This is a genomic window from Pseudomonas sp. 9.1(2019), assembly GCF_009910445.1.
GTDB lineage: Bacteria > Pseudomonadota > Gammaproteobacteria > Pseudomonadales > Pseudomonadaceae > Aquipseudomonas > Aquipseudomonas paraversuta.
This window is the reverse complement of record NZ_VBWF01000010.1, coordinates 1,152,760-1,171,180: the sequence shown is the minus strand read 5'-3', so window position 1 is coordinate 1,171,180 and position 18,421 is coordinate 1,152,760. Positions and strand designations below refer to the sequence as shown.

Annotated in this window: 21 protein-coding genes; 9 read left to right on the top strand and 12 right to left on the bottom strand. The window is 57.6% G+C overall.

All coding sequences use genetic code 11. The features are described 5' to 3' along the window. Positions 1-37: 37 nt before the first annotated feature. The 3 genes from FEZ21_RS18665 to FEZ21_RS18655 all read right to left on the bottom strand — a co-directional run bounded on the left by FEZ21_RS18665 (position 38) and on the right by FEZ21_RS18655 (position 2,745). Positions 38-529 carry a hypothetical protein gene (locus tag FEZ21_RS18665; RefSeq protein ID WP_003441679.1) on the bottom strand — a complete coding sequence of 164 codons (492 nt, stop codon included), beginning with the start codon at positions 527-529 and terminating at the stop codon, positions 38-40. Next, the gene (locus tag FEZ21_RS18660) at positions 493-1,326 is read right to left on the bottom strand and encodes a DNA-binding protein (RefSeq protein ID WP_160628113.1); all 834 of its coding nucleotides are present in this window, start codon (positions 1,324-1,326) and stop codon (positions 493-495) included. The genes FEZ21_RS18665 and FEZ21_RS18660 overlap by 37 nt, the downstream gene beginning before the upstream one ends. A 150-nt stretch (positions 1,327-1,476) precedes the next feature. Next, complete coding sequence (locus FEZ21_RS18655; protein ID WP_003441683.1) at positions 1,477-2,745, bottom strand: mechanosensitive ion channel family protein; 1,269 nt, start codon at positions 2,743-2,745, stop codon at positions 1,477-1,479. A 192-nt stretch (positions 2,746-2,937) separates the two neighbouring features. On the opposite strand from FEZ21_RS18655, the gene FEZ21_RS18650 reads away from it, so the two are divergent. Next, positions 2,938-4,284 carry a DEAD/DEAH box helicase gene (locus FEZ21_RS18650; RefSeq protein ID WP_003441684.1) on the top strand — a complete coding sequence of 449 codons (1,347 nt, stop codon included), beginning with the start codon at positions 2,938-2,940 and terminating at the stop codon, positions 4,282-4,284. Positions 4,285-4,485: 201 nt separating this feature from the next. After that, positions 4,486-4,878 carry a hypothetical protein gene (locus FEZ21_RS18645; protein WP_003441686.1) on the top strand — a complete coding sequence of 131 codons (393 nt, stop codon included), beginning with the start codon at positions 4,486-4,488 and terminating at the stop codon, positions 4,876-4,878. A gap of 22 nt (positions 4,879-4,900) precedes the next feature. Here the strand turns inward: FEZ21_RS18645 and FEZ21_RS18640 are convergent, their stop codons facing one another. Next, positions 4,901-5,623, bottom strand: coding sequence for a TorF family putative porin (locus FEZ21_RS18640; protein ID WP_003441688.1), 723 nt, complete (start codon positions 5,621-5,623; stop codon positions 4,901-4,903). Positions 5,624-5,812: 189 nt separating this feature from the next. Beyond that, a complete protein-coding gene (locus tag FEZ21_RS18635) occupies positions 5,813-5,992 on the bottom strand; it encodes a hypothetical protein (RefSeq protein ID WP_003441690.1) in 180 nt (59 codons plus the stop codon). Positions 5,993-6,348: 356 nt separating this feature from the next. On the opposite strand from FEZ21_RS18635, the gene FEZ21_RS18630 reads away from it, so the two are divergent. The 3 genes from FEZ21_RS18630 (at position 6,349) to FEZ21_RS18620 (ending at position 8,610) form a co-directional block, all read left to right on the top strand. Then, positions 6,349-7,185, top strand: coding sequence for a S1 RNA-binding domain-containing protein (locus FEZ21_RS18630; protein ID WP_003441692.1), 837 nt, complete (start codon positions 6,349-6,351; stop codon positions 7,183-7,185). A gap of 21 nt (positions 7,186-7,206) precedes the next feature. Further along, positions 7,207-7,611, top strand: coding sequence for a DUF2177 family protein (locus FEZ21_RS18625; protein ID WP_003441694.1), 405 nt, complete (start codon positions 7,207-7,209; stop codon positions 7,609-7,611). 69 nt (positions 7,612-7,680) lie between these two features. Continuing rightward, positions 7,681-8,610, top strand: a complete 930-nt coding sequence (locus FEZ21_RS18620; RefSeq protein ID WP_003441696.1) for a DMT family transporter — start codon at positions 7,681-7,683, stop codon at positions 8,608-8,610. On the opposite strand, the gene FEZ21_RS18615 is transcribed toward FEZ21_RS18620, so the two are convergent. Next, positions 8,558-9,739: an MFS transporter gene (locus FEZ21_RS18615; protein ID WP_160628111.1), complete on the bottom strand. Its 1,182-nt coding sequence runs from the start codon at positions 9,737-9,739 to the stop codon at positions 8,558-8,560. The genes FEZ21_RS18620 and FEZ21_RS18615 overlap by 53 nt on opposite strands. Before the next feature lie 104 nt (positions 9,740-9,843). On the opposite strand from FEZ21_RS18615, the gene FEZ21_RS18610 reads away from it, so the two are divergent. Together FEZ21_RS18610 and FEZ21_RS22770 are read left to right on the top strand one after the other, a co-directional pair. After that, complete coding sequence (locus FEZ21_RS18610) at positions 9,844-10,746, top strand: LysR family transcriptional regulator (protein ID WP_160628109.1); 903 nt, start codon at positions 9,844-9,846, stop codon at positions 10,744-10,746. Positions 10,747-10,873: 127 nt separating this feature from the next. Continuing rightward, on the top strand, positions 10,874-10,999 hold the full coding sequence (locus tag FEZ21_RS22770; RefSeq protein WP_003441703.1) for a PA1414 family protein: 126 nt from the start codon (positions 10,874-10,876) through the stop codon (positions 10,997-10,999). A gap of 122 nt (positions 11,000-11,121) precedes the next feature. Here the strand turns inward: FEZ21_RS22770 and FEZ21_RS18605 are convergent, their stop codons facing one another. Genes FEZ21_RS18605 through speB form a run of 4 tightly spaced genes read right to left on the bottom strand, consistent with a single transcriptional unit; the run spans position 11,122 to position 15,456 of the window. Further along, on the bottom strand, positions 11,122-12,501 hold the full coding sequence (locus tag FEZ21_RS18605; RefSeq protein WP_003441705.1) for a sodium:solute symporter: 1,380 nt from the start codon (positions 12,499-12,501) through the stop codon (positions 11,122-11,124). A 36-nt stretch (positions 12,502-12,537) separates the two neighbouring features. Continuing rightward, positions 12,538-14,049, bottom strand: a complete 1,512-nt coding sequence (locus FEZ21_RS18600) for a cytosine permease (RefSeq protein ID WP_003441707.1) — start codon at positions 14,047-14,049, stop codon at positions 12,538-12,540. A gap of 21 nt (positions 14,050-14,070) precedes the next feature. Beyond that, positions 14,071-14,496, bottom strand: coding sequence for a nuclear transport factor 2 family protein (locus FEZ21_RS18595; protein WP_003441709.1), 426 nt, complete (start codon positions 14,494-14,496; stop codon positions 14,071-14,073). 9 nt (positions 14,497-14,505) lie between these two features. Further along, positions 14,506-15,456: an agmatinase gene (speB, locus tag FEZ21_RS18590; RefSeq protein WP_003441711.1), complete on the bottom strand. Its 951-nt coding sequence runs from the start codon at positions 15,454-15,456 to the stop codon at positions 14,506-14,508. Positions 15,457-15,738: 282 nt separating this feature from the next. On the opposite strand from speB, the gene FEZ21_RS18585 reads away from it, so the two are divergent. Both FEZ21_RS18585 and FEZ21_RS18580 read left to right on the top strand, forming a co-directional pair. Continuing rightward, positions 15,739-16,632 (top strand): LysR family transcriptional regulator, encoded by an 894-nt coding sequence (locus tag FEZ21_RS18585; protein WP_003441713.1) that lies wholly within the window; start codon positions 15,739-15,741, stop codon positions 16,630-16,632. Positions 16,633-16,648: 16 nt separating this feature from the next. Further along, positions 16,649-17,257, top strand: a complete 609-nt coding sequence (locus FEZ21_RS18580; protein WP_010656457.1) for a tRNA-uridine aminocarboxypropyltransferase — start codon at positions 16,649-16,651, stop codon at positions 17,255-17,257. A 79-nt stretch (positions 17,258-17,336) separates the two neighbouring features. On the opposite strand, the gene FEZ21_RS18575 is transcribed toward FEZ21_RS18580, so the two are convergent. Further along, positions 17,337-17,702 carry a YbaN family protein gene (locus FEZ21_RS18575; RefSeq protein ID WP_048361057.1) on the bottom strand — a complete coding sequence of 122 codons (366 nt, stop codon included), beginning with the start codon at positions 17,700-17,702 and terminating at the stop codon, positions 17,337-17,339. A 37-nt stretch (positions 17,703-17,739) separates the two neighbouring features. Beyond that, complete coding sequence (locus FEZ21_RS18570) at positions 17,740-18,330, bottom strand: YecA family protein (RefSeq protein ID WP_003441718.1); 591 nt, start codon at positions 18,328-18,330, stop codon at positions 17,740-17,742. Positions 18,331-18,421: the final 91 nt, after the last annotated feature.

Sequence of the window (18,421 nt, the reverse complement as noted above, 5' to 3'; positions counted from 1 at the left end):
TGGCCCGGGTGTTTTGCGGCCGACACTTGCATGGCATCTACCGGGGTACATGGCATACGCCGGTCAGAAAATTGTTAATGTTGTAGTAGTACTCGTTATCGGAAAAATAATTGAACGTCATCAGGCCGCCATGCATTCCCCTGGACATGAAGGGTGTGTTCTTGCCAGCCGTGTCGTTATCGAAAGTCACCACATTGGTGGTTTCAAAGAGGAATCTCGAGGTGTCGAGTTTTTTAGTCGAAACTTCAAATTTCCGGTTGTAAATGTAGGTGATGTCATCCGGGCTTTTGATTTTGTAGTACACATAGATGGCATCTTCCTTGGGCGAAATGGTGATATCGCCTGCGCCGGACCATCTGCCAGTGCTGTACTCCACGTTGTTGAAATAAACAGAGGCGTAACACGGCGCTCTGGGAATGTCCTTGTAAATAATCCAGGCATGGCGCGCACTCAGGCAGCCAAAAACCAGCAGGGACAACAGGCCTGCACCGACTAGGGTTTTTTGCCAACGTTCTGGTAATTGGTGCATATGGCCTCTCCTTTACTTTCAGGCTTTTCGCAACTGATCACCAACTGTGACAATGGCTTTCTGATGTAATAACTGGTGCCTGAAAACAGCAGGCCGGGGTCAAAAGGTTTCATGTGTTCTGCAATGTCATCTCTGGATATTGTCTCGCTGGACTCGACATACAGCGTATGGCCGTTCTCGCTCCAGATGGCTTTCCAGCCTTCAAGTTCCGGAGGGCCGCTGAGCACTAGCCAGGCATAAACCACTGGCATCAACAGCCCGCCAAGCACGACGGCATAGCCCGCAATGATTCTGAAGAAGTTACGGGGTTGTGGAACGGGTGCCGGGATCACAAGAGTCTGAGCGTTTGAGGGCTCGGGCGCCTTCAGTAAAGTCTGTGCGCTTGATTGCGTGGGGTGTTGAACGGGGGTGTTTTCAGTAACGGGTTCGATCTGCACACTGTCGTCATGGGATTCACGTTGACTGCTCAGGGTGACAGAGCACAGCAGAAGCACCCCTCTTCTGGGCAGGGTTTTTATGGCGTGGCGGGGCAATCCGATGGCCGAGAAGTGCGTCCGTAATGTATGCAGGGTCTTGTAATAACTGCCATCCGAGACCACGAGACCGCGCTCGCCCCACACCCGGCTGATAAGTAATTCCTTGTCTGATATGCCATCTATCAGTGCGAGCAAAAAGTCGCTTTCGTTACTGCCTAACTGTACGGTTTTTTCGTCCCTGGTGAGTTGCATCAACTCTGGATCATACAAGCAAGCAGGCTCCATCCCGCGTTGCGCTGATTCAGCGTCTGTTTGTTTCACCTGTTTTGTTCCTTGTGTCACTTAAGCCTGGCCGCGTGCACCTGGATTATGCCGGTTTAGCGTTGTGCACTTGAAGACGTCAGTGTTAATGACCGAGACACTATTCATTCTTTTTCAGGGAAGCGCGACTCCTGGAGCCGCGCCGGTTGATCAGGCTTCTTTGGTCAGGGCGGGCATCAGCCCGTTGCGCAGATCATTGCCGCTCGGTTGCTGATAGATGCTCAGGCCGAATTCGGGCATGACTGACAACAGATAGTCAAAGATATCGCCCTGGATTTGTTCATAGTCGCTCCACACCGTCGTGCGGGTAAAGCAGTACACCTCCAGCGGTACGCCCTGGGCCGTGGGCTGCAACTGACGCACCATGCAGGTCATGTTTGGCTGGATTTCGGGATGGCTTTTGAGATAAGCCAGCGCATAGGCGCGGAAGGTCCCGATATTGGTCATGCGTCGACGATTGGCTGACAGAGCGGCCACATTGCCCTGTGCTTCGTTCCAGCTTTTGAGTTCGGCCTGCTTGCGATGCAGGTAGTCGCTCAGCAGGCGTACCTGCTCCAGACGTTGTTCCTGTTCGTCAGTCAGAAAACCGATATTGCCGGCATCGATAAACAGACTTCGCTTGATTCGGCGTCCGCCGGACTGCTGCATGCCGCGCCAGTTCTTGAACGACTCGGACATCAGGCGCCAGGTTGGAATCGAGACGATGGTCTTGTCGAAGTTCTGCACTTTGACGGTGTGCAGGGTGATGTCGATCACGTCGCCATCGGCGCCGACCTGGGGCATTTCGATCCAGTCACCGACCCGCAGCAAGTCGTTGCTGGTCAATTGCACACTGGCCACGAAAGACAACAGGGTGTCCTTGTAGACCAGCAAGATGACCGCAGACATCGCGCCCAGGCCCGAAAGCAGCAGCATCGGCGAACGGTCGATCAGGGTTGCGACAATGATGATGGCGGAAAACACATACAGCAGCATTTTAGTCAGCTGGATGTAGCCCTTGATCGGGCGGGTCTTGGCGTAGTTGGTACGCGAATAGATATCGAGCAGGGCATCCAGCAGCGCGCTGATGACACGGGTCAGCACAAAGATGGTGATGGCCAGCGCCAGGTTGCCGAGGAAGTGGCGACCGGTTTCGCTCATCTCCGGTATCAGGTTGCGGCCGAACTGCACCATCAGCGAGGGCGTCAGTTGCGCCACGCGGTGGAACACCTTGTGCTGGCGCAGGTCGCTGATCCAGTGCAGGGCAGGCTGGCGGCCAAGGATCTTGGTGATGCGCAGAATAATGATGCGTGCAACGTGCCCGGCCAGCAGGGCGATACTAACCAGCACGATCAGGCCGAGGATGGTCGATACCCAGGGATGTTGGTCCAGGTTGGCGTAAAGATCCTGAATTTGGGTCCAGAGTGTTTGAGTTTCCATAAGTTAAAGCGTTACCCCAAGAAGAAATATCCCTGGGATTAGAGCACTTCAGAGCGATTTAAGGGCTCTCGTTGGACTAAAGACCCTAAAAAATCATTTGTTTCATGCCGTTTGTACAAAGAAACTCGGCCTTGGCGCTCGAAACGGTTAATCTATGCCGCTGATTTTTTGTATTTCTTCGAGGTAGCACCCGTGTTTTCCGATTTCGCCCTGCACGAACGCCTGCTTAAAGCTGTGGCCGAGCTTAAATTTGTCGAGCCTACGCCTGTGCAAGCAGCGGCTATCCCGCTCGCGCTCGAAGGGCGTGACCTGCGGGTTACAGCTCAAACCGGGAGTGGCAAAACCGCTGCTTTCGTTCTGCCGATCCTTAATCGCCTGATTGGTCCAGCGAAAATCCGCGTGAGCATCAAAGCGCTGATTTTGCTGCCGACCCGCGAGCTGGCACAGCAAACGCTGAAAGAAGTTGAGCGCTTTTCCCAGTTCACGTTCATCAAGTCCGGTCTGATAACCGGTGGTGAAGACTTCAAGGTGCAGGCTGCCATGCTGCGCAAGGTGCCGGACATCCTGATCGGTACTCCGGGTCGCCTGCTCGAGCAATTGAATGCCGGCAACCTCGACTTGAAAGAAGTTGAAGTGCTGGTACTCGACGAAGCCGACCGCATGCTCGACATGGGCTTCTCCGAAGACGTTCAGCGTCTGGTGGATGAGTGCCCGAACCGTCAGCAAACCATGCTGTTCTCGGCCACCACCGGTGGTTCCGGTCTGCGCGAGATGATTGGCAAGGTTCTGAACAATGCCGAGCATTTGCAGCTCAACCAGGTCAGCCAGCTGAACGCCACTACGCGTCAGCAAGTCATTACCGCTGATCACAACCAGCACAAAGAACAAATCGTTAACTGGCTGCTGGCCAACGAGACTTACCAAAAAGCCATTATCTTCACCAATACCCGTGCCATGGCTGACCGTATCTACGGTCGCCTGGTGGCTCAGGATTACAAGGCGTTCGTCTTGCACGGTGAGAAAGACCAGAAGGATCGCAAGCTGGCGATCGATCGCCTGAAGCAGGGCGGGGTCAAGATTCTGGTGGCCACCGATGTGGCGGCCCGTGGTCTGGACGTTGACGGCCTGGACATGGTGATCAACTTCGACATGCCACGTAGCGGCGACGAATACGTCCACCGTATTGGCCGTACCGGCCGTGCGGGCAATGATGGTCTGGCGATCTCGCTGATCTGCCACGGCGACTGGAACCTGATGTCCAGCGTTGAGCGTTACCTGAAGCAAAGCTTCGAGCGCCGCACCATCAAGGAAGTCAAAGGCACCTACGGCGGACCGAAAAACGTCAAGGCCTCGGGCAAAGCCGTTGGCGTGAAGAAGAAAAAGACCGACGCCAAGGGCGTCAAGAAGAAGACCGGAGCCAAGGCGCCGACCAAGCGTAAAATCGCTAACCGCCCCAAGACCGACGCCCTGTCGCTGGTCAGCAAGGACGGTATGGCACCGCTCAAGCGTCGCAAGCCAGAAGCCCCGGCCGCTGAATAAAGCCCAGGCGTAACCTCAAAAAAACCCGGCCCAGGCCGGGTTTTTTTGTGCTGGCAGGTGCAAGGTTTGCTCGCGATGGCATCTTTATGCTGTTTCGTCAGTGCCCGGTCACCGGTCGGCCATAAAGCTGAACGTCCACTCGCTGCGCCGGTCACTACAGATGAGGGCTCATTTCATCGAACCGTACGGAGCGAAAAGCTGATGACTACCTACAACTGGCCACTGATCGAACGTCTGCTGCATGAAGTGCAAAATAGCGCCGGTGAAAATTTTGCGCCGCGTGCCTATGCCGAACAGCTCGCGGCTGCTCAAGCTGCCGCCGGGCAACCGATTGGCAATCTGGATGATCTGAAGATGCAAGCTGCCGATTATGAAGCCTTGCTGCTAAAGCGCGGCTTTATCGAAACGCGTCCGGAAGATGAGGGTGGCAATGGCGAGAACTTCATCCTGACCCCGCGAGGCGCCAGCCTGCTAAGCCTGATCGACAGCAGTATCCCGGGCAACAGCCATCCGCTGCAGGTACTGGACGAGCAAGAAGATGCGCTGGATCCGGACACCTTTGATGGCGTGGCAGCCAAGGTTCAAATTGCTTGATTCGGCGTTGTGCCAGCCAGTATCAGTAAAATGTCCGTTCGGCCTTGAACGTCAGCAACCCGTCGCACTGGCTGTTTTGCCCGGAGTATGCCGAGCATTCGCCGCCATCGAGACTTGAGTCGCTATAGATCAGGTTCAGGTCGATGCCCATCCAGGGGCGCGAGAACTTCACTGACCAGTCATTGAAGGCGTGGATACTGCTGCCATCGGCAATGGATACCGGTGTACCCAGTTGGTGGGTGGTGTATTTCAAGCTGATGCCGATGCCAAAAGGCTGGTTGACGCCGAGGTCGGCAAACAGGGTGCTGTCCTTGCGGTCCGGATCGTTACTGAATGCTGCGCCAAAACGGGTGCCCAGAATCGTGAGGCCGGCAAAAATCTGCTGGCTGTCGAGCTCGTTGAGTTTGGGGTAGCTGTAGTGAATCATCCCCAACTCGTAGCTCAGGGTCTGGTCGAAAGGATGTTTGTAGCCCAGGTAGGAATCAACTTCGAGGTTGCTGCCAGGCTTGATGCCCATGGTCGGTGCCCATTGCCCTGCATACCAGCCGCTGTCATGGCTCAGGTCCAGGCCGCCATGGAAGGTCGAGCCGGAGCTGGTGGGCTTGACCAGGCCCTGGGCCATGGTGCGACTTGGCTGGGTGGCCAGCTTGAGGTCAAAGTCGCCCAGCTCCCGGGAAAATACCTGTGCATTGGCCATGGTGCTGACCAGTAATGTGCCGGCCAGCAGTAACGCCTGTGTCAGCATGGTTCACTCCCTGATGGCTGGAAGGCTTGATCTAGAGGCTTTAGAGGATACGGATGAATGCCGGCGATTGATTGCCGTTCGTCTATTTTTGCTGGGGGTTCTGGATCAGGCGGCTGCAGCGGGGGTTGCTTCGATAGTCCTAGCGCTTTGGAAGGCAAAGCGCCTGAGGACCAGATGACGCGAGGGGTATTACTTTTTGCCGAGCGTGATTTGCTTGGACGGGCCAAAAGTCTGGCCGCTGACGCCTTTGTTGATTTGCTGAATCTCGCCGCCGGATTTCAAGAATGCTTCAATTTGCGCATTGATTGAATCACTGGTTTCAACAGCGGGAGCTGGCTTTGCTTTGCTGGCGGATGCTTTTACACGCATGGCGGCTATTGACCTGTAGAAAATAACTTGGCCAGCGATAGTACCTGAAATGCTTGACAATTGCTTGTTAAATATCTTCCTAAAATAATAAGCGGTGGTATTGATCAATCTGATTGAAGCTCTAATAGTTCCCTAACTCGCTGTTTTAATTCACTACATCAGGGTTTTAGAAACTGAGCGGGGCGCAGGGCGCGCGCGGGGCAGCCGCCTACAGGCTGACGAGTGGCACCCCCGCAGAGGAAAAAAACCCTGATAAATCATGCCTGTCACAGATTTTTTGCCTGCCGGGCCGCGGCGCTCCAATTCGCACACCTAAACTCGGGTAGAATGCCGCCCACGTAATGAGGGTATTGAACATGGCTTTAATCGGTCGCTACAACAGTTTGCAAGTGGTTAAACACACCAACTTTGGTTTGTATCTGGACGGCGGGGCGGACGGCGAAATCCTGTTGCCCAACCGTTATATTCCCAAAGATATTCCAAGTGAAGACGAAGACTGGCTCAACGTCTTTGTTTATTTGGACAGTGCTGACAAGTTAATTGCCACCACGGAAAAACCAAAAGTTCAGGTTGGCGAGTTTGCCAGTCTTAAAGTGGTTGAAGTTAACAGCATCGGTGTTTTCCTCGATTGGGGTCTGCCGAAAGATTTGCTGTTGCCGTATTCCGAAGAAAAACGCCAGATGACCGCTGGCGAATACGTCGTGGTACACGTCTACCTCGACAAGCACACGCGCCGTATCACTGCCACTGCGCGTCTGGACCGCTACCTGGACAAAACCCCGCCGAACTATCAGGTGGGGCAGGAAGTTGATCTGTTGGTGGCCGAAGCCACGGACATGGGCTTCAAAGCCGTGATCAACAACAAGCACTGGGGCTTGATCCACAAGAACGAAATCTTCAAGTTCATGCGGGCCGGCAAGCAAGAAAAAGGCTACATCAAGGAAATTCGGGCTGACGGCAAGATCAGCCTGAGCCTGCAGCCGGTCGGGCAAGAAGCTGCCAGCAGCCTTAACTCGAAGATCCTCAGCAAGTTGCGCGATAACAACGGTGTGTTGCCGGTCAGCGACAAGAGTGCACCGGAAGCGATCAGCAACCTGTTTGGCGTCAGCAAGGGCAACTTCAAAAAAGCCATTGGCGCGTTGTACAAGGAAGGCAAAATTGCGATTCACCCGGACCGCATCGAACTGATCTGATCCAGCACAAGGGGCCGCGACATGAGGAGAGTTGTATGGGCGTATGCCGGTGCGTTATTGGCTTTTCTGGTGCTCGACGGCCTTTGGCTGGGCGTGCTCATGAGCTCTACCTATAAGGAGCTTTTGGGCCCGCTGATGCTGGCGCAGCCGAAGTGGGGGCCTGCTGTTGCGTTCTACCTGCTGTACGTGGCGGGCCTGGTGTTCTTTGTCGTGCTGCCGGCCCTGGGCCGGGGCAGTGCGCTCAGGGCCGCGCTGAGCGGTGCCTTCTTCGGCCTGGTGGCTTATGGCACCTATGACATGAGCAACTGGGCGACCCTGCAGGGCTGGTCTGCGCAACTGGCCTTGATGGACATGGCATGGGGCGGGTTACTGACCTGTCTTGCTTCGCTGTCGGGTTATTGGGTGGCCCGCAAGCTGGCGACCTGAGCCTGGTCGGTAAAACCTGAGCAATGAGTTTTTTGATCTTTCCCGGGCGTGGTTTTTTCAGGTGGTGCTATGAGTGTTACGCGGCGAGCAACGGATGCTTTCGCACTGCAAGTCATGTTGGGCCTGTGCCTTATCTGGGGTGTACAACAGGTCGTGATCAAAACGGCAGCACCTGACATCGCGCCCGTGATGCAGGCCGCGGCACGTTCTGGCATTGCGGCGCTGCTGGTGGGCCTGCTGATCTGCTGGAAGGGCGGCTGGGACCAGGTTCCATCCACCTGGCGCGGCGGACTATTGGCGGGCAGCCTGTTCGGGCTCGAGTTCTTCTTTATTGCCGAAGGCCTGCAACTGACCAGCGCCGCACATATGTCGGTGTTTCTCTATACCGCGCCCATCTTCACTGCGCTGGGAATTAACTGGTTATTGCCAAGCGAGCGTTTGCGGCCGCTGCAGTGGCTGGGTATTTTCCTCGCGTTTCTGGGCATCGCTTTTTCCTTTGCCGGCGGGATTTCATTTGCCGACATGGATCGCAACATGTTGCTGGGCGACGCCTACGGCATTTTGGCGGGCATGGCCTGGGGCGCGACCACGGTAGTGGTGCGTGGCTCCCGGTTATCCGAGGCGCCGGTCACGCTGACCCTGTTCTACCAGCTGATTGTCGGCTTTGTGGGGCTGCTGGTGATTGCCGCCGCCAGCGGACAGATCAGCCATGTCAGCCTTACCGGCGTGGCGGTGGCCAGCGTTCTGTTCCAGGGGCTGGTGGTGTCGTTCTTCAGCTACCTGGTGTGGTTCTGGCTGCTCAAGCGCTACATGGCCTCCAATCTGGCTGTGTTCTCGTTTATGACGCCCTTGTTCGGAGTCACGTTCGGGGTGCTGATTCTGGGCGAGCCCTTGAGCTTCAACTTCGTGGTGGGCGCAGTGCTGGTGCTGCTCGGCATCACCTTTGTCAGCGCGGAGCAGTGGATGCGTCGCAGGCTGCGGGCACTGCTGGGACACTGACCGAGCGCCAGGCCAGCATTGCGGCCAGCATCAGTCCGCTGGCAGCGATGAGTAGCGCGGGGTGCAGGGTTCCACTGAAGTGGCTGCTGAGCGCGGCCAGCAATGGCCCGGCTAGTTGTCCCACGGCAAAGCAGGCCGTCAGCAAGGCTGCATTACGCTGCGTTGCGTGAGGGGCGAGCTCCCTGGAGCGTTGCATGACCAGCGGCATGCAGGCTAAAAATGGCGTCCCGCACAGGATTACCCCCAGCGCCAGGCCGGTACTGCTCGGCAGCAGGCACGCCAGCACCCCCAGTGCTTGTATCCCTAGCCCGCCCATCAACCAATAGCCCGTGGTACCGGGTGTGGGGCGGCGCAAACTGATCAGCACGACACCAATGGCTGCGCACAATCCAAAGGCGGGCCAGAACAAGTCTGCTTGCCATTGCCCGTGAAATTGGGCGCTGGCCATCTGTGACAGGAATGTCGCCGGGATGATATAGCCCAGGCCATACAGCCCATAAATCGCTCCCAGGCGGCCAATCCCGGGCTGGCGGGTGTCTGGCTGCGAGATGTGCGTTGCAGCCGGCAGGGTGGCCGGTTGCGGCAGTATCGGCAGGATCGCCAGCACCATGATCAGTGCCGCAGCTGCGTAAATCAGCCAGAGCGTGGCCGAATTTTGTCCCCAAAGATTTGCAACCAGAGCCAGCAAGCCTGTGAGCAGGACACCCACCCCGGGGCCAGCAAAGACCAGTGCCCCCAGGCGTGGGCGTTTGGCGGTCACGGCCAGGTGCTGGCTGAGGGATGTGATCATCACCATGACCCAGGCGCTGGCAATCCCTGTGCCGAAGCGCAACAGCAGATGCGGCCAGAAGCCCTGGGCCAGGACTGAAATCAGGGTCAGCACTACGCACAGCCATAGCCCGGCATGCAGGCGGCCCTGCACCTGGTCCGGACGTTTGGCGCGGATGGCGTCCAGTGCCCCGAGCAAATACCCCAGATAGTTGGCGGCCGCGATCAGGCCGGCGCCGGTCAGGTCAATCTGGCCCTCGCTGATCAGGTGCGGCAGTTGTGGGGTCAGGGAAAAGCGGCCAATACCCATGGCCATGATGAGCGCGATAAAGCTGGCGAGCAGGCGAATGAAGGGCGACATGCAGCTGATTCCTCAAGAGAAGGCATTGACCGTCAGGCTAGAGGAGATTGACTTTCCTTAAAAATGAATAATAGTGACCTACTTGTTCTGTTTTGGAGAATGGCGTGGAGTTCAGTCAATTACGGATTTTTCAGGCCGTGGCCGAAGAAGGTTCCATCACCCGTGCGGCTGAGCGTCTGCACCGTGTGCCCTCCAATCTGTCGACGCGACTCAAGCAACTGGAAGAGCAGATGGGGGTCGAATTGTTTATGCGCGAGCGCCAGCGCCTGCAGTTGTCTCCGGCGGGCAAGGTGCTGCTCGATTACGCTGCGCGCCTGTTTGCCCTGCACGATGAAGCGTTGAGTGCGGTACAGGGCGGGGTGCCCTGCGGCAAATTTACCCTGGGGACGATGTACAGCACGGCGGCAACTCATTTGCCGCGCATGCTGGCGCATTATCACCGTACCTACCCGGCAGTGAACCTGCACGTGCAGTCGGCTCCCAGTGGCGAATTGCTGGAAGGGTTATTGACCGGGCGTCTGGATGCCGCGCTGGTGGACGGCCCGCTGGAGCTGGCCGGGCTGGACGGTATCGAATTTTGCGATGAGAGTCTGGTGTTGATCAGCGATCTGGATCATCCGCCTGTTACCCGGGCCCGGGATGTACAGGGGCGCGAAGTCTTTACCTTTCGCCAGGGCTGTTCGTATCGGGCCCGGCTTGAGGCCTGGTACGCAAGCGACCGTGCGGCCATGGGGCGGGTGATGGAAATCGAATCCTATCAGGGGATGTTGGCGTGCGTAGTGGCGGGCTCGGGTGTGGCCTTGATGCCGGCATCGATGCTGGCCAGCTTGCCGGGGCATGAAAATGTCGGCGTACACCCCTTGAAACAACCTTTTGCCAGTACCACAACATGGTTGATGTGGCGAAAAGGCATGACCGGCGCCAACCTGAATGCGTGGATAGCGCTGCAACAGGCACAGAAGCCGCCGAGCGATGTTATTTCGACGAAGTTAAAGGCGTCGGCTTAAATCAGAAATGTGCTCGATTAGCCTAAAGTTCATGGGTCTTAAGCAAGCATCTTGTAGGAGTTAGGACTATTATCTGTATGAAGCGACAACAGAATTCCAGTCGCCAGAGTGACCCCAAGGGGGATATATGAAAGACAAACTGCAAACATGGCTTCATGACGTCGGTGTTGCGCTGGGTCTGATCGAGCCGCCACTGCAACCCGTACCGATCCCTGTCGAGGATCCGCGTCGCCGGCCACAGCGTCGTCGCTAAGGCTGCGATTACGCGTTTGCGCAGGCGTTCATGCGTTGTACTGATCCTTGGCTGCAAGGCGGCCAGGGTGCTGTTGCGAAAAAAGGGGTACGACCCGCGTACCCCCTTCAATAAAACCTCAATCAGATAGCGCTGGCCAATGTGGCAGGGCGTCTATCCAGCAGGCTTACCAGCACAAAGCTGACCAGGGCTACAGCCAGACTGTAGTAAATCGGCGTGTTGGCTTCCAGACCATCCTTGAACATAAACACCAGTGCGGTGACAAAACCCAGGCTCATGCTGGAGATTGCCCCGGCAGTGGTGGCGCGTTTCCAGAAAATTGCCCCGATCAATGGCACCAGCATGCCGCCAACCAGCAGGTTGTAGGCAAGGGTCAGGGCGCTGATCACATCGTTTACCACCAGGGCGATGGCCAGCACCGCAAACCCGGTCAAGAGAGTGAACAGACGATTGATGTTGAGGCTCGATTGCTTGCCACCGCGCAGCTTGGGCAGCAGGTCCTCGGTCAGTACGGTCGAGGCGGCCAGCAGGCCCGCGCTGGCGGTCGACATCATGGCCGCCAGTGCCGCTGCAATCACCAGTCCGCGAATGCCGTCCGGCAGCGAAACCTTAACGATGGCCGCGAAAGCGTTGTTGACGTTGTCCAGGTCCGGGATCAGTACATGGGCGGCCATGCCGATCAGGGCGCAAGTCAGGCCGTAAAGGATGCAATAGAAGCCCGCGAACGTACCGGCATACTTGGCCACCTTGGCGGTTTTGGCGGTAAAAACCCGTTGCCAGATGTCCTGGCCGATCAGGATGCCGAAAAAGTAAATCATGAAGTAAGTGATGATTGTGTCCCAGCCGATGCTGGTAAAGCTGAAGTTCGAGGCGGGCAATTTGCTCACCAGTTCATCCCAGCCGCCGACACGGTACAGGCAGATCGGTAGCAGGACGAACATCAGGCCGACGGTCTTGATCACAAATTGCACGATATCGGTCAGGGTCAACGACCACATGCCGCCAATGGTGGAGTACACCACCACCACGCCACCGCCCAGCAGCACTGAAATCCAGAACGGCAGGTCGAACAGCACTTCAAGAACGGTGCCTATGGCCAGAATCGAGGTCACACCAATCATGAGCGCGTAGGCCAGCATGATCACTGCGCTGGCCTGGCGGGCCATGGGGTTGTAACGCTTTTCCAGCACCTGGGTCACGGTGAAGATTTTCAGCTTGAGCAGCGGCTTGGCCAGGAACAGGTTGAGCGCGATGATCCCGCAGCCCAGTGCGGCGCACAGCCAGAAACCGGAAATGCCGTGTACATAGCCCAGGCGCACGGTGCCGACGGTGGAGGCACCGCCGAGTACGGTTGCAGCCATGGTGCCCATATACAGGGTCGGGCCAAGGTTACGGCCGGCCACCAGGTAATCTTCGTGGGTTTTTGCCTTGCGCATGCCGTAGTAACCCAGCACCAGCATTGCTGCTGCGTAGATCAGGACGACCAGTAGATCTAAAGCCATGATGGCGAGTCTCCAATTATTTTTTTTATGGGGCGGTCAGGCGGTTTGAGGTAATGCGGTGTTAACGGCTGCGGTCTTGGGCTTGCTGCGTGGGTCGAGGGGGCCGAACACTGAAGCCGGCTCCGGGAACAGGCTGAGCAGGGCCAGATACACCAGCGACGCAAGTCCCAGGGTGACCGGCAGGCTGATATCAATGCCTTCGGCCAGATTGCCCAGCGGTCCCACGAACTGGCCCGGCAGGTTGACGAAGCACAAGCCCACCAGCGCACTGGGAATCCAGGCACCCAGACCGCGCCAGTTCCAGCCGCGGGTGAACCAGTAGCGGCCGCCGCTTTCGCCACGGGTGAACACTTGCAAGTCGTCCGGGCAATAGAAACCGCGACGTTTGATCAGGCCAATGATCATGATCACCATCCACGGGGTGGTACAGGTGATGATGAGGACGGCGAAGGTCGAGACGCTTTGCACCAGATTTGCCGCGAAACGTCCGATAAAGATGAAGGCGATAGACATGACCCCTATCAGCAATGTCGCTTTTACCCGTGACAACACGCGTGGGAACACGCTGGACAGGTCCAGGCCGGTGCCATACAGCGAAGTAGTCCCGGTGGACATGCCGCCGATCAGCGCAATCAGGCACACCGGCAGGAAAAACCAGCTCGGGGAAACGGCCAGCAGGCCGCCGACATAGTTGTTGGCAGCGATATAGTCCGGTGCTTTGCTCGCCACTATGGTTGCAGTGGCCAGGCCGAACAGAAACGGGATCAGGGTTGCAATCTGAGCGGCAATCACCGCCAGCATGATCCGGCGTTTGGGGGTGGCGCGGGGGATGTAGCGTGACCAGTCGCCGAGGAATGCGCCAAAGGAAATCGGATTGCTCATTGCCACCAGCGCAGCGCCGATAAAGGCCGCCCAGAACCCGGTCTGACCGAGTGCGACGCTGCCGGCGAACTGGCTGTCGAATGCCGGGGCAAAAGCGAAGACCCCCAGCAGGAACAACAGGCTGGCGGCCCACACTGCAATGCGGTTGACCCACAACATGAAGCGGAAGCCGTAGATGCAAACCGTCAGCACCAGAATCGCGAACACGCCGTAGGCCAGGCCCAGGCTGAGGTCGGTTTCCGGAACCCCGATCATGCGCTTGGCGCCGCCGATCAACGCATCGCCGGAGCTCCAGACTGACAATGAGAAGAAGGCGATGGCGGTCAGCAGCGACAGGAACGAGCCGACAATCCGCCCGTGCACACCGAAATGCGCACCGGAAGACACGGCGTTGCTGGTGCCATTGAGCGGGCCGAACAAGCCCATGGGCGCCAGAATCAGCGAGCCCAGCAACACGCCGAGCACAATCGCCCAGGCCCCGGCCTGAAACGACAAGCCGAACAGTACGGGAAAACTGCCCAGTACGGCGGTGGCAAAGGTGTTGGCGCCGCCGAAGATCAGGCGAAACAAATCGCCGGGTCTGGCGCTGCGTTCATGGTCCGGAATCTGCTCGACGCCGTGGGTTTCTATTTGACGCACATTATTTTGCTTGTTTTTATTATTCATGATCAGCTCCGGTCACATTGGCTAAGGGGGCGGCAGCCCTTCCGGCATAGCGGATAAATGTTCGTGACAGGCCAGCCACAGGCCTTGTTGTTCTTGTGTGCGGGATCCTTGCCTCTTGAAGACAATGGTCTCGCGTTCCTGGCTAAAAAATTGCTCCCCTTGCATGCGCAGCTCGGTGGCCACGTCATGTACAAAGACCGCCACGTCACCTTGCAGGCTGACAAAGGCATTGCTCGAGATGCAAGAAAGCACCTCGAATCCTTCCTCCAGGCGCCAGCTGTCCCACAACGCCTGATAGGCATCGCGACTCAGAAGTGGTTGGGCCAGGGTATAAAAAACGAAGCTGGCATCGGCGCTGAACGCGCCGAAATAGGCTTCGCGATCATTGCGCGCAAAAGCCGAAACCAGGTCGGCTGCGGCACGCAAAACCTCATCGCGTTGGCTCATGGTCAACCCTCAGCGGTGCACGACGCCGGGCATTACGCAGAGCATTTCGTAGAGCAGGTTAGCCCCCAGCAATGAGGTGTTACCGGTTGTATCGTAAGGCGGCGAGACTTCTACCAGATCTCCGCCCACCAGGTCGAGACCCTGGCAACCACGAATGATCTCCATCGCCTGAATGGTGGTCAGGCCGCCGATTTCCGGGGTGCCGGTGCCGGGTGCCCAGGCAGGATCGATACCGTCGATGTCAAAGCTCAGGTACACCGGACCGTTGCCGACTTTTTCGCGGACTTCGGCCATTAGTGGTGCCAGGGATTTGTGCCAGCACTCTTCGGCCTGTACTACACGAAAGCCCTGGGTGCGGCACCAGTTGAAGTCTTCTGCGGTGTAACCCTGGGCGCGCAGACCGATCTGCACCACGCGGTCACAGTCCAGCAGGCCTTCTTCCACAGCGCGGCGGAAGGTGGTGCCGTGGGCGATTTTCTCGCCGAACATGTGGTCGTTAACATCGGCGTGGGCATCGATGTGGACCAGTCCGACCTTGCCGTGCTTTTTATGAATCGCCCGCAGAATGGGCAGGGTGATGGTGTGATCTCCGCCCATGGTCAGCGGGATGACGTCGTGTTCAAGAATCTCGTCGTAGGCTTCTTCGATGATGCGCACCGAATCCAGCAGATTGAAGGTGTTGATTGCCACGTCACCGATATCGGCCACCGATAGCGAGTCGAACGGTGCGGCGCCGGTGGCCATGTTGTAAGGGCGGATCATCACCGATTCGGCGCGGATTTCGCGAGGTCCGAAACGGGTGCCCGGGCGCAGCGAGGTACCGATGTCCAGGGGGACGCCGATAAATGCGACGTCCAGGCCTTTAGCCGATTGCAGGTGGGGCAGGCGCAACATGGTGGCTATGCCGCCAAAGCGCGGCATGTCGTTGCCGCCCAATGGTTGATGAAGAATTTTGTCCACGGCAGAGGCCTCGTTGTTTGTTATGGGTATGGCGAGGGATTCTGCGAAAGGAGGCAGGCGGGAAGAATCCCTATGGGCAAATACTTAGTTTATGTTTTTCTAAACTAATGCCGGGGCTCGGGGTAGAATTTGCTTCGTCAAACATGGGGGGCTGATGTGGGAGCCGGCTTGCCGGCGATGCAGACAACCGGTTTTTAGAGGTGTGAGGTAATGCTGTCGCCGGCAAGCCGGTAGTTGCAGGTTGAGTGCGATTTTTGTTCCGCCTAATCATGTGAGTTTTTCATGGCCAACGCTTTACCTGATCTAAAACTATTGCGAATCTTTACCAGCGTGGTCAGACACCAGGGGTTTGCCAATGCCCAGCAGGCACTCAACCTGTCTACCTCGGCCATCAGTACCTACATGAGCCAGCTCGAATCCAATCTGGGGCTGGTGCTGTGTCATCGCGGTCGCGGCGGGTTCAGCCTCACCAGCAAGGGCGAGTTGTTCCATCAGGAAACATTGCGCCTGCTGGGTGAGCTGGAGGGGTTTGAGCAATATGCCGCAGCGCTCAAGGGTGAGTTGCGCGGCACCCTGAATCTGGGGGTGATCGACTCCACGGTCAGCGATAAAGCGCTGCCTTTTGCCCAGGCCATTGGCGACTACAGCCAGGAGCACCCGGCGGTGCACCTGCACCTGTCAGTGATGAGCCCGTATGAATTACAGCTCGGGGTACAGGACAACCGCCTGGATCTGGCCATCGGGGCGTTCTCGACGCGCATGAGCGGTCTGGTCTATCAGCCGTTGTATCGCGAGCAGCACTGGCTGTATTGCAGCACGCGGCATCCTTTGTTCGCTGAGCGACGTATTCCTGAGCCGGTCATTACTCAGCAACGCATGGTCGGTCGCGGTTACTGGAGTCAGGCCGAGTTGGCGCGCCACGGCTTCAAGCACAGCGCGGCGACAGTCGACAGCATGGAAGCGCAGCTGATTCTGGTGTTGTCGGGCGCCTATATCGGCTATTTGCCGGAACACTACGCCGAGCCCTGGGTGGAGAAGGGGGATTTGCGTGTGTTGTTGCCGGCGACCTTTGGTTATCAGGCTCCGTTTTCGATGATCGTGCGCCGTGGTCGCAGCCGCGAGCCGTTGATTCAAACATTCCGCGACCTGCTCAAAGCGCAGCTTAATCAACCCTGAACGAGATTTTATTGTCATGTCCCGAGCCCAATGCCCTCGCTGCTTGCGCCCGCAAACCCATTGCCTGTGCGCCCTGATCCCGCAGCTGGACAGCCGTACCCGGGTGCTGCTGTTACAGCATCCGAGCGAGGTCGGCCATGCGCTCAATACGGCGCGCTTGGCGGATCTTGGTCTGCTTAACGCTGAGCTGCGGGTAGGGGAGGTCTTTGAGGATCTGGCCACTTTGCTCAATCCTCCGGGATATCAGGCGCGGTTGTTGTTCCCGGGAGAGGATGCGCAACTGATCGGCACTGCCAGGCCGTCTGATGCAAGCCTGCCATGGCTGCTGGTGGTGCCGGACGGTACGTGGCGCAAGGCGCGCAAGCTGCTGCATCTGAACCCGTTGCTGGCGCAACTGCCCAGGGTCACGCTGCCTGAAGGCGCGGTATCGCGCTACCGATTGCGCAAGGCTCCCGGGCCGGGGGCGTTGTCGACCCTGGAAGCGATAGTGCAGGCGCTGGAGATCCTGGAGGCGCCGACCTCGTTTGCGCCTTTATTGCGCCCGTTTGAAGCGCTGATCGAGGGCCAGATCGAGGCGATGGGCGCGGACACCTATCAGCGTAACCACGGCGATAAAACCGTATAAAAAACCCTAGGCGCGATCTGTTCTGTCAAAACGGCAATAGCTCGCGAGCAAGCTCGCTCCTACAGGTGTTGGATGTGTCTCAGGGTTTTTCGAGGGTTTTCTGGCGCAGGATGTAAATGCTCACCAGCACGGCACTGGTCAGCATAAAGCCCCGGGCCCAGGGTAAAGGCACCAGATAGCAGGACAAGCCAATACTCAGCCACATCAGGCCAATGGCGTAGACCTTGCCCTTGAGCGGGATGCCGTTGCCATCAAGATAGTCGCGGATCCATGGCCCGAGCCGTGGGTGCTCGACCAGCCATTGATAAAAGCGCGGCGAACTGCGGGCAAAACAGGCAGCAGCCAACAGCAGGAAGGGGGTGGTGGGTAATACCGGCAGGAAGATACCGATAACCCCCAGCGCTACGCTCAGCCAGCCGATGGCAAACAGTGCGTAGCGCAGCAACCGCGAACGGTTGCCGACAGGGGGCTGAATCACTGAATCAGTGGTGGCGAGGCTTGAGGATCGCCGGTTTTTCGTCTGGTGCATTGCACAGCAGGTACAAAGCAGTCAGCGCTTCGGGAATCTGCACGATCATGTCGTCCATCAGGTTGGCATCCTGGGCGATGTCTGCAAACTCCGGCTGATCATCGAACAGGCCGGAACCCACCATGATTGGCAGCAGCATTTCGCTGACTTCTTCTTCGGCGGTTTCGAACCAGGCCGCTTCACGGGTAAACACGCCTTCCATAAAACCGATGCACCAGCCGCGCAGGTCGGAATCATCAGGCTCGTCGCCCAGATCCAGATCGCAAGGCAGTTCGAATTCTTCGTCGGAAGCCAGCTGGCGCGCGATGTGGGCCTTGAGTTGAATCAGGGTGGCTTCGATCTCGGCACGCTGGGCGTCGTCTTTGTAGTGCGGCGCTTCTTCAGAGAAGATGGCGTCAATCCATTCGCGCTCAGGTACTGCTTCGGAGCAGATGGAAAGGGCTGTCAGAAAACCGTGGGTGGCCACGTAGTCCAGCGCCTCGTCATGCAGCTCGTCGGCGTCGAGGAAGACTTGCAGGCGGGTTAGTTGCTCAGCGAAGGACATTGAAGGACTACCTAGAAAATAAACAATAACGAATTCTAGGCTTTCTTGAGCGTACAGGCCAGTCGCAGGGCACATTTGGCCTCACTTCCCG

Excerpts from the sequence above, each read along its gene's own strand:
- FEZ21_RS18665 (WP_003441679.1), bottom strand. The coding sequence starts at position 529 with ATGCACCAATTACCAGAACGTTGGCAAAAAACCCTAGTCGGTGCAGGC.
- FEZ21_RS18655 (WP_003441683.1), bottom strand. The coding sequence starts at position 2,745 with ATGGAAACTCAAACACTCTGGACCCAAATTCAGGATCTTTACGCCAAC.
- FEZ21_RS18645 (WP_003441686.1), top strand. The coding sequence starts at position 4,486 with ATGACTACCTACAACTGGCCACTGATCGAACGTCTGCTGCATGAAGTG.
- FEZ21_RS18640 (WP_003441688.1), bottom strand. The coding sequence starts at position 5,623 with ATGCTGACACAGGCGTTACTGCTGGCCGGCACATTACTGGTCAGCACC.
- FEZ21_RS18635 (WP_003441690.1), bottom strand. The coding sequence starts at position 5,992 with ATGCGTGTAAAAGCATCCGCCAGCAAAGCAAAGCCAGCTCCCGCTGTT.
- FEZ21_RS18630 (WP_003441692.1), top strand. The coding sequence starts at position 6,349 with ATGGCTTTAATCGGTCGCTACAACAGTTTGCAAGTGGTTAAACACACC.
- FEZ21_RS18625 (WP_003441694.1), top strand. The coding sequence starts at position 7,207 with ATGAGGAGAGTTGTATGGGCGTATGCCGGTGCGTTATTGGCTTTTCTG.
- FEZ21_RS18620 (WP_003441696.1), top strand. The coding sequence starts at position 7,681 with ATGAGTGTTACGCGGCGAGCAACGGATGCTTTCGCACTGCAAGTCATG.
- FEZ21_RS18615 (WP_160628111.1), bottom strand. The coding sequence starts at position 9,739 with ATGTCGCCCTTCATTCGCCTGCTCGCCAGCTTTATCGCGCTCATCATG.
- FEZ21_RS22770 (WP_003441703.1), top strand. The coding sequence starts at position 10,874 with ATGAAAGACAAACTGCAAACATGGCTTCATGACGTCGGTGTTGCGCTG.
- FEZ21_RS18605 (WP_003441705.1), bottom strand. The coding sequence starts at position 12,501 with ATGGCTTTAGATCTACTGGTCGTCCTGATCTACGCAGCAGCAATGCTG.
- FEZ21_RS18600 (WP_003441707.1), bottom strand. The coding sequence starts at position 14,049 with ATGAATAATAAAAACAAGCAAAATAATGTGCGTCAAATAGAAACCCAC.
- FEZ21_RS18595 (WP_003441709.1), bottom strand. The coding sequence starts at position 14,496 with ATGAGCCAACGCGATGAGGTTTTGCGTGCCGCAGCCGACCTGGTTTCG.
- FEZ21_RS18585 (WP_003441713.1), top strand. The coding sequence starts at position 15,739 with ATGGCCAACGCTTTACCTGATCTAAAACTATTGCGAATCTTTACCAGC.
- FEZ21_RS18580 (WP_010656457.1), top strand. The coding sequence starts at position 16,649 with ATGTCCCGAGCCCAATGCCCTCGCTGCTTGCGCCCGCAAACCCATTGC.
- FEZ21_RS18570 (WP_003441718.1), bottom strand. The coding sequence starts at position 18,330 with ATGTCCTTCGCTGAGCAACTAACCCGCCTGCAAGTCTTCCTCGACGCC.